Source organism: Actinomadura montaniterrae (assembly GCF_008923365.1).
Taxonomy (GTDB): Bacteria; Actinomycetota; Actinomycetes; order Streptosporangiales; family Streptosporangiaceae; genus Spirillospora; species Spirillospora montaniterrae.
Map to the genome: position 1 here is coordinate 1 of NZ_WBMR01000307.1, position 8,761 is coordinate 8,761.

At 73.5% G+C, this 8,761-nt stretch carries 8 protein-coding genes; 4 read left to right on the plus strand and 4 right to left on the minus strand.

Annotation, left to right across the window (positions count from 1 at the left end; genetic code table 11):
- Positions 1-200: 200 nt before the first annotated feature.
- Entirely contained in the window at positions 201-1,364 is a 1,164-nt protein-coding gene (locus tag F9B16_RS46390) for an MFS transporter (protein ID WP_151546658.1), read from the minus strand.
- Between the two features lie 95 nt (positions 1,365-1,459).
- Here F9B16_RS46390 and F9B16_RS46395 point away from each other — a divergent pair, with 95 nt between their 5' ends.
- The 4 genes from F9B16_RS46395 (at position 1,460) to F9B16_RS46410 (ending at position 4,580) form a co-directional block, all read left to right on the plus strand.
- Positions 1,460-2,401: an MmpS family transport accessory protein gene (locus F9B16_RS46395; RefSeq protein WP_151546659.1), complete on the plus strand. Its 942-nt coding sequence runs from the start codon at positions 1,460-1,462 to the stop codon at positions 2,399-2,401.
- 38 nt (positions 2,402-2,439) lie between these two features.
- Positions 2,440-3,057 (plus strand): alpha-ketoglutarate-dependent dioxygenase AlkB, encoded by a 618-nt coding sequence (locus F9B16_RS46400; RefSeq protein WP_151546660.1) that lies wholly within the window; start codon positions 2,440-2,442, stop codon positions 3,055-3,057.
- 95 nt (positions 3,058-3,152) lie between these two features.
- Positions 3,153-3,818 carry an SDR family NAD(P)-dependent oxidoreductase gene (locus F9B16_RS46405; protein ID WP_225992552.1) on the plus strand — a complete coding sequence of 222 codons (666 nt, stop codon included), beginning with the start codon at positions 3,153-3,155 and terminating at the stop codon, positions 3,816-3,818.
- Positions 3,819-3,887: 69 nt separating this feature from the next.
- Positions 3,888-4,580 carry a maleylpyruvate isomerase family mycothiol-dependent enzyme gene (locus tag F9B16_RS46410; RefSeq protein ID WP_151546662.1) on the plus strand — a complete coding sequence of 231 codons (693 nt, stop codon included), beginning with the start codon at positions 3,888-3,890 and terminating at the stop codon, positions 4,578-4,580.
- Here F9B16_RS46410 and F9B16_RS46415 read toward each other — a convergent pair.
- From F9B16_RS46415 to F9B16_RS46425, 3 genes are all read right to left on the minus strand, one after another.
- Entirely contained in the window at positions 4,574-6,061 is a 1,488-nt protein-coding gene (locus F9B16_RS46415) for an alpha/beta hydrolase (RefSeq protein ID WP_225992553.1), read from the minus strand. The two genes, F9B16_RS46410 and F9B16_RS46415, sit on opposite strands and share 7 nt — an antisense overlap.
- A gap of 331 nt (positions 6,062-6,392) precedes the next feature.
- Entirely contained in the window at positions 6,393-6,605 is a 213-nt protein-coding gene (locus tag F9B16_RS46420; protein ID WP_151546663.1) for a DUF397 domain-containing protein, read from the minus strand.
- Between the two features lie 263 nt (positions 6,606-6,868).
- Positions 6,869-7,741 carry a helix-turn-helix domain-containing protein gene (locus F9B16_RS46425; protein ID WP_151546664.1) on the minus strand — a complete coding sequence of 291 codons (873 nt, stop codon included), beginning with the start codon at positions 7,739-7,741 and terminating at the stop codon, positions 6,869-6,871.
- Positions 7,742-8,761 lie beyond the last annotated feature (1,020 nt).

Consider the following 8,761-nt stretch of genomic DNA (forward strand, 5'->3'; position numbering starts at 1 on the left):
CGGCCTCGGCGAGCGCCGCGTCCGCTGAGAAGGCGAGCCGGGGCGCGCAGCGCGACAACGCGCAGGACGGCCGGGCGGACGCCGCGGGCGGGCGGCGGACACGACGCGGCGGCGCGCAGGGCGGCGGGTCGCAGCGCAAGCCGCGCCGCCAGGTCTCCTCCCTGAACACCTGAGCCGACGCCGCGACCTCCCGGCAGGGCTCAGGACGGGTCGGCGACGGCTTCGGGAACGGTGGCCGGCTCGGCGGCGACAGGCACCGGGCCGGAGTCGGGCTTGGGCTTGGGACGGCGCAGGGTCAGCGGGACGGCGAGGAAGGCGAGGAAGGCGACCGGCATCGCGCCGCCGGCCAGCGCGGCGAGGCCGGGGACGGCGGGCTGCGCGACGCCCCATGACGAGCCGAAGAACGCGAACCAGCGGGGCCTTTCCGCCTCCGGCGCGATCGAGGCGATCAGGGCCTGCCACCGGCCTTGGAGGACGCTGTCGGCGACGGCCCAGGCGAGGTACGCGGCGACGGTGACCGGGACGGCCCGTCCGACGGCCAGGACCAGGGCCGCCAAGGCGAGGGCGCCGGTGCCGGCGGCGAGGACGCGTTCGTGGGATGGCCGGTCCAGGGCGCGGCGGCCGAGGCGGCCGGTCAGCGGGGCGAGGACGGCGGCGCCGGTCAGCACGAGGCCGGGCAGCCAGGCGGGCGCACCGCGCTGGAGCAGCACGAACGGCATGTACATCAGGACGGCGAGGTAGCCGGCGGCGAACGCGGTCCCGGCGAGGGTCAGCCGGACGAGCCGCCGGGACGGCCGCCACGCCGCGTCCCGCACGGGCGGCCGGACGGGTTCGCGCGGCAGGAACGCCAGGGCGACGGCGGCGGCGGCGAGGCAGGTCGCCGCGTCCGCGACCGCGAGCCAGCGGGCGCCGAACGGCAGCAGGACGGCGGCGAGCAGACCGCCGACGGCTCCGGCCGCGACGAGGGACGTGCCGAGCAGGCCGTAGACGTCGCCGTGCCGGCCGGGCGGGGCGGCGCGGGCGAGCGCCTCCTGGGTGGCGGGCTCGCAGAGTTCGAAGGCGAGGCCGACGAGCGCGACGGCGCCGAGGGTCTGCGGCGGCCCGTGCGCGAGCGCGAGGACGAGCAGCGCGGCGCCGGTGGACGCGAGGCCGAGCACGACGACGGTGCGGGGCGCGAGCCGGTCGAGGAGCGTCCCGCCGATCCAGCGGGACGCGAGCGCGGCGACGCCGAAGACGGCCAGCGCCGCCGAGGCGAGGTCCGGGCCGGCGAGCACGGCCAGGAACGACATCACGTACGCGCCGAGCTGGTTGATCACGCGTACGCCGATGAGCGCCCGGACCGGGCGCGGCAGTCGTTCCGTCACCCGTGCAGGTTATGCAGGGGGTCTGACACTCCGTGTTGGCCGCCCGCCATCGGCTGTAAGCCGGGTGTAAGCACGGCCGCCTAGGGTCTGGCGCCGTGAGACGAGGGTGTGCAATCAGGACGATCGCGGCAGGCGGCGCGCTGGCGCTCGCCCTGTCCGGGTGCGGCGGCGGGGGCGGCAAGGACAAGGCCTCGGGGGCCGGGAAGCCGCCGCTGAAACCGGCGGGGCAGGCGACCGCGCCGGCCGGGGGCTGGCCGCAGCCGGAGAACGGGCGGCTGACGGCGAAGATGTGCGGGCTCCTGACGGACGGCGACTACGCGAAGTACGGCCACCAGCGCATGCCGCAGGAGGACGCGGGCCCCGCGCAGGACGGTTCCAACGCCGTCTACTGCACGTACATGCTGGGCGACCAGCTGAATCTGAGCCTGCAGAAGAGCGCGCAGGGCGCGAAGATCGCCTTCAAGCAGGGGCTGGACGACCACAGGGACCGGCTGAAGGGCAAGCAGTCGGTGCTCGCGCCGAACGTGGTGCAGGGCGCGGACGAGAGCTGGTTCGACTACTCGACGCTGGGCGGCGGCCCGTCCGAGTACGAGGTGGAGGCGCGGCGCGGCGGGCTGATCGTCGGGATCGTCCTGTCCGAGGTGCCGCAGCATCCGGACAAGGACCCGAAGGGGATGCTGGCCGCGCTGGCGGCGCTGGTGCTGCAGCGGATCCCGGACGTGGGGAAGGCCGACACGGGCATCGTCCACCAGGTGAAGTACGTGGTGTGGGGGTCCGGCGGGGCGGCGATGCAGCTCGTCTACAGCGACCCGGTGAACAGCAAGTCGGTGACGCTGAAGAACGTGAAACTGCCGTGGCACAAGGAGTTCCCGATGCCGGACACGGGCGACCAGCCGACGGCGGCGCTGTCGATCAGCGGCGCGGCGGCGTCGCCGACGGCGTTCCTCGGCTGCGAGGTCCTCGTCGACGGCAAGCCGGTGCAGAAGAAGGACCCGAGCTCCGGGATGGTGTTCTGCGACGCGATGTACCACGGCTGATCGAACATGTGTTTGACTCGCCGGGTACAGTGAGGGGCATGTTCCAAGGCTCGCTGCTGGACCGCGCCGACGAGACCGGCCCCCGCCCGCTGAGCGAGGCGCGCCGGACGCGGCTGGCCCACGGCGCCTGGATCGACGTGCTGCCCGCCTGGATCCCCGGCGCGGACGCGCTGTTCGAGCGGCTGCACGCGTCCGTCCCGTGGCGGGCGGAGAGCAGGCGGATGTACGACCGCGTCGTGGACGTGCCGCGCCTGCTGTCGTTCTATGACGAGGGCGCCGAGCTGCCCGACCCCGTCCTGGACGCGGCGAAGGCCGCGCTGAACGCGCACTACGCGGCGGAGCTCGGCGAGCCGTTCCGGACGGCCGGGCTCTGCCTCTACCGGGACGGCCGCGACTCCGTCGCCTGGCACGGCGACCGGATCGGGCGCGGCGCGAGCGCGGACACGATGGTCGCGATCCTGTCGGTCGGCGCGCCGCGCCCGCTGCTGCTGCGGCCGCGCGGCGGCGGTCCGGCGATCAAGCGGGAACTGGGCCACGGCGACCTGATCGTGATGGGCGGCAGCTGCCAGCGGACCTGGGACCACGCGATCCCGAAGAGCACCCGCGCGGTCGGCCCGAGGATCAGCGTCCAGTTCCGCCCTCGCGGCGTCCGCTGACACCCCGCGCCCGGCCAGAACCGGGGGCCCGCCGGTGGACGCGCGGCCACGGCACGCGTGATCATGGGCGTATCCGATCGGGGGAGGCGAGGGACGTGACGATCACGCTGGTCACCGGCGCGAACCGGGGCATCGGCCTGGAGGTGTGCCGGCAGCTCGCGGAGCGCGGGCACGAGGTGCTGCTCGGGGCGCGCGACCCCGACGCCGCCGCGCGCGCCGCGAAGGAGGCCGGCGCGACGCCGGTCCGACTGGACGTGACGTCCGCCGCGGACGTCGAGCGCGTCGCCGCCGAGATCGGGCGGCTGGACGTGCTGGTGAACAACGCCGCGATCACCTACGACACCTGGCAGCGGCCGTCGACGGCGGACCTGGACGTCGTCCGGGACGCGGCGGAGACCAACCTGTACGGGCCGTGGCGGCTGACGCAGGCGCTGCTGCCGGCGCTGCGGCGCAGCGCGCACGGCCGGATCGTCAACGTGTCCAGCGAGGCCGCGTCGCTGGCGGGGATGGGGGCCGGCACGCCCGCCTACACCGCGTCCAAGGTCGCGCTCAACGCGCTGACCAGGATGTTCGCGGCGGAACTGCGGGCCGACGGGATCCTGGTGAACGTGGTCTGCCCGGGCTGGGTCGCGACCGACATGGGCGGCCCCGGCGGGCGTCCCGTCGCCGACGGCGCGGCGAGCGTCGTATGGGCCGCGACGCTGCCCGACGGCGGCCCGACCGGCGGCTTCTTCCGCGACGGGCACCCGCTCCCCTGGTAACGGCCACCCGCTCCCCCTGGTGACCGCCGCCCCCGGTGGTCACCCGTCCCCCCGTCGAGAGGATCGTGCATGACCCGCGTCGAACCGCTCGAAGCGATCACCGCGGCGACCCGCGGCCTGCTCGCGTCCGCCGCCCGGCTCGGCGAGGCGGACATGCGCGCGCCGTCGCTGCTGCCCGGCTGGACGCGCGGCCACGTGCTGACCCACCTCGCGCGCAACGCCGACGGCGGCACCCGCCTGCTGACCTGGGCGCGCACCGGCGTCGAGACACGCGAGTACCCGAGCATGGAGGCGCGCGCCGCCGAGATCGAGGAGGGCGCCGGACGTCCCGCCGCCGTCCTCGTCGCGGACGTCCACGACAGCGCGGACCGGTGGGCCGAGGCGTACGAGGCGATGCCGGACGACGCGTGGGAGCGGGTCGTCCAGTGGACGTCGGGCGCGCGGCACCCCGTCGCGCGGGCCACCGACTCGCGGCTCACCGAGGTGCTCACCCACCACGTCGACCTCGACGCCGGGTTCGGGCCGGCCGACTGGCCCGCGGAGTACGTCGCCCGGAGGCTCCCGAACATCGTCGCGTCCTATGCCCGCCGCGACGAGGCGCCGCGGCTGCGCGTCCTCGCCACCGACACGGGCGACGTCCACGGCGACGGCGAGACCGTGGTGTCGGGACCGGCGTCGTCCCTGCTCGCGTGGCTCATGGGCCGGACGGACGGCCGCGACCTCACCGGCGCCGAGGGCGTCGCGCTGCCGTTCCTCTACTGAGGCACGGCCGGGCACACGGTGCCGCGCGCGGGCGTCTTCACCGAGATCAGGTAGCGGTCGATCGCGTCGCGCGTGCACGGGCCGCTGTTGTAGACGCCGTGACCGGAGCCCGCGTAGGTGAGCAGGGTCGCCTTCGGGCCGATCTGGCGTGCGACGCTCCGGGCCCACGCGTACGGGGTGGCGGGGTCGAGGACCGCGTTCAGCATCATGATCGGCGCAGTGGTGCGCACCTTGAGCCGGTGCTGCGGGTTCGCGACGGGCTTCGGCCAGCCGAGGCACGCCGTGAGGGCCATGACCGGACGGGTGCCGTGCATGTCGGGCGCGTTCCGTTCGCTGCGCCGCGAGAGCCGCGCGAAATCGTCGTAGTCGCGGACCGGCAGGTTCCAGTCGGAGCAGAACTGCGCGGTGAAGTTGTCCGTTCCAGTCCCCTCGGCGGGCTTCGCGGGAACCGACTGGACGGGCTTGCTCGCCTCCAGCGCGGACAGCAGCGACGCGAGCTTCGCCCAGTCGGGCCCGTAGAACTGCTTGTACGTCACCACGAGCAACTCGAACTCCGTCAGGGCGCGCCCCGGGGTCTGCGGGTCCGCGAGGACCCCGCGCGCGGCGCGTTCCCGCAGGTCGCGCAGGACGGCTCGGACGTCGCGGCCGTACAGCGCGCAGCTCGCCGTCCGGTCGCACCACTCGACGAACTGGTCGAAGGAGTCCTGCGCGGCGCCCATCTCCGCGTCGAGGAACGGCTGGGCGGACCGGACGCCGTGGTCGATGACGCTTTCCAGCACCATCGCGCGCACACGGCCCGGATACGTCTCGGCGTACTCCGCGCCCACAAGCGTTCCGTAGGAGCTGCCATGGAAGCTCAGCTTGGTCTCGCCTAGGGCGGCACGTATGGCGTCCACATCACGGACGGTGCTCATCGTGTCGGCGTGGTCGTACAGCGGTCCGGTGCGCTCGCGGCAGTCGTCCCTGAGCCGCTTGTTGTAGGCGAGCGTCGCGTCGAAGTCCTCGCGGCTCGCGATGTTCGGGTCGGGACGTTCGGCGAGGAGCGCGGCCGAGCACGTCACGGGGTTGCTGGCGCCGATGCCGCGCGGGTCGAAGCTGACGATGTCGAAGCGCTGCCGGATCCGCTCGCCGAACCGGCTGATGCCCGTGGTGATCCGCTGGACGCCGGAGTCGCCCGGACCGCCCGGGCCGAAGACCAGCGTGCCGATGCGGGCGGCCGGGTCGAGGGCCTTGCGGCGGGCGATGGCCAGGCCGAACGTCGGGCCGTGCGGGTGCGCCCAGTCGACGGGGAGCCGCAGGGTCGCGCACTGCGCCTCGCCGTCGTCGCCGCACGCCTTCCAGTCGATGCCGGTGCCGACGGGGGCAGGAGCGGGGGCGGGCGCCGCGTCCGCCGACGGCGGCGACAGCGGGACGGCCGCGCCGGCGAGCACGATGCCCGCCGCCGCCGCGCCCATGGCGATACGCCTGTGCTTGCGCTGCATGGATGTCCTTCCGGGATGGACGTCGAGGGGGCTCCGCCGAGCGGGCGGACGATCGTCCGGGACGGCCGGGGAGCGCCCGGCGGCCCCGGACCGCAAGATCACGCTAGGCCGCGCTCCCGGCGCGCGGCAGGGGGACCAGGGACGGTTCAGGGTGCGGTCAGGGGCGCCTCAGGGTCGGGGGGCGGGGGGGCCGGGCCGCCCGCCCCGGGGCCGGGGGCCCCGCGGGGGGGGGGGGCGCGTTACCGCGTTGTCGGAATCCGCCGTAAAAGGCGGCCGCCGATTGTGGCGGACGACAATTATCGCGAGAAGCGGTGAGAATGAGTCGCGTGACTCAGCGGCCGTCCAGTTCGCCGTTCCGGGCGGCGCGCAGCAGGGTGCGCCACTGTGCGGAATCGAGCGTGAGCATTCCGGCGGCGGGAGCGCGGGAATCGCGGATCAGCACGGCGGGACCGGCCGCCGCCACCTCGACGCAGTCACTCCCGGACTGGCTCCTGCTGCCCTTGCGCCAGTTCAGCGCCTCCCCGCGAAGCGACCGATAGACCATCCAGCAACCCTCCATCCGGTGCCGGCGGTCCCGCCTCGTCGACCGACCAGGCCGGGGGCGTCCGCCGGCGTGAGCCAAGCAGGGCACGACGAACCACGACCTTGTGGAAATTTTCCCGATCACGAGTGTAAACGGTTCCAGTTATCCCGCCTACAAGGGAACACAAGATCACTCTGCGTGCTATGCAGGCCACTCGGCTTGGAGAAGGGCCGGAACGGCGTCACCTCCCCTCGCGGTCGATTCGCCCCACCGGAAAGGGCCGATCAGGCCATCAGCTCCTCGGCGGTCCGGCGGAGCAGCGCGATGGACTGCTCGGCCGGCAGCGCGTCCTCCAGCAGCACCTCGAAGGTGTCGCGGTACTCGGTGATCCGGTCGTCCTCACCGGTGATCATCGCGCTGGAGCCCGACCGGCCCTCGAGGAACAGCACGTCGTCGAGGTCGCCGTCGAACTCCAGGAGGGTGAACGGCCCTTCGAGGCCGAGGTGCGCCCCGGCGCTGAACGGGATGATCCGGACGGTGAGCAGGTCGTCGGACTCCGCGGCGTCCGCGATGCTGCGCAGCTGGTTGGGCATGATGCCCGGGTCGACCTTGATGCCGACATGGCGGCGGATGACCGCCTCGTCCACGATGTAGAGCTGCCGCGGCGGGTGCCGGCGCTTGGCCAGCTCCTCCTTGCGCTGCATGCGCAGCTTCACGCCGAGCGCGCTCGCCTGCTGCGACACCTTGCCGGTGGAGAGGACCTCCGCGTACTCGCGGGTCTGCAGGAGGCCGGGGATCACCGAGCCGTGGAAGTGCCGGATGTAGGCGGCGCCGGCGGCGTACCCCACGTAGTTGAGGAAGTTGGGGTCGAACTCGCCGCGGTAGGCGTTCCACCAGGCGGGCTCGCGCGCACCGCGCGCCAGTGCCTGCAACCGCTCCTGGCGGCCCTCCGAGGTCACGTCGTAGACGTTGAGCAGGGCCTGGAGGTCGGTGCGGGTGATGGCGTTCTTCCCGCCCTCGACCCGGATGAGCTTGGACGGGGACCATTCGAGCTGCCGGACCACCTGCTCCTGCGTCAGCCCCTTCTCCTTGCGGAGGCGGACGAGCTCGGTGCGCAGTAGCGCGCTCTGGACGATGGGCCCCTGGTCACTGGTCATATGACGGCTCACTCTGCGTAGTTGTCGCCACCTCACTGCATGCTACCTGGCAAGGCGCAAGATGTCAGGACGCATGTCGACACGCCGACACCTGACCGCCCGTCGAGCGGCGGTGTCAAGGTCCGGAGTCCGCGATAACCCGGAATTCCGGACGATCAGCAGGTTTCGGCGTGCTGTATGTCGGTAGACTATGTTGTAATGTGCTAGGTAGCAGAATAGCAGCAACCGTCCCGCAAGAGGGCGGCCTGCCACCTCAGAACGGACACGATCCTGACACAGGGTGAACACGCGGCGGGGGCACCGCGGCGGCCCGGTGGACGGGACCGGGAACGGAATCGCACGACCCGGCGGCTCGGGCAGCGGCCACCGGGCGGGCCCGCGGGGAGGCGATCCAGAGAAGGCGCTTTTCGGTAATTCCAGAAGAACAGAAAGAGTCGCCCCCACCTTCGGACGATCACCGGTTGCGAGCCAAGACGATCGGCCGGAAGGCGGGAGGCGACTCCTCGGCACCGCCGGGCACCTCGCACCGGGTCTGCGGGCCCTCCTGCACAGATGGCGGGAACACCGCACTGACCTGGTGAAATGTGCTCCGCGGACGCCCCCAGTCTAACCGCGATCACGCGGCATGGGCCATAGGTGAACGCGACTTCGGCATCGGCCCGTCCGCCGCCGGCGCCCCCCGGCGCGAAGGACGCAATGGCTCGACCCGCCCGGAGACGCGTTTTCGAGGCATGGGGTTCACCGACATGTCAGAAAAGCAGAATCGTCCCACGACCATTGTCCTTCTCCCCATTCACCGGCACTCTCCCCGTTTCCCGGGCGCCCACGTCCCGCCCCTCCCGTCATGGAGCCCGCGCCCGGCCGCCGCCGGCCGGGCCGTCCCGAGGCGGGGGTGGTGATGGACGGCCGCACGCACCTGCACGACCCCGACGCGGAGGCCTTCTCCACGGCCGCCGCCCTCCGCGCCGTGGCGGGCGGCGTCCCCCGGCCCGCGACGGCCGAGCCGCCGCGCCCCGCCCC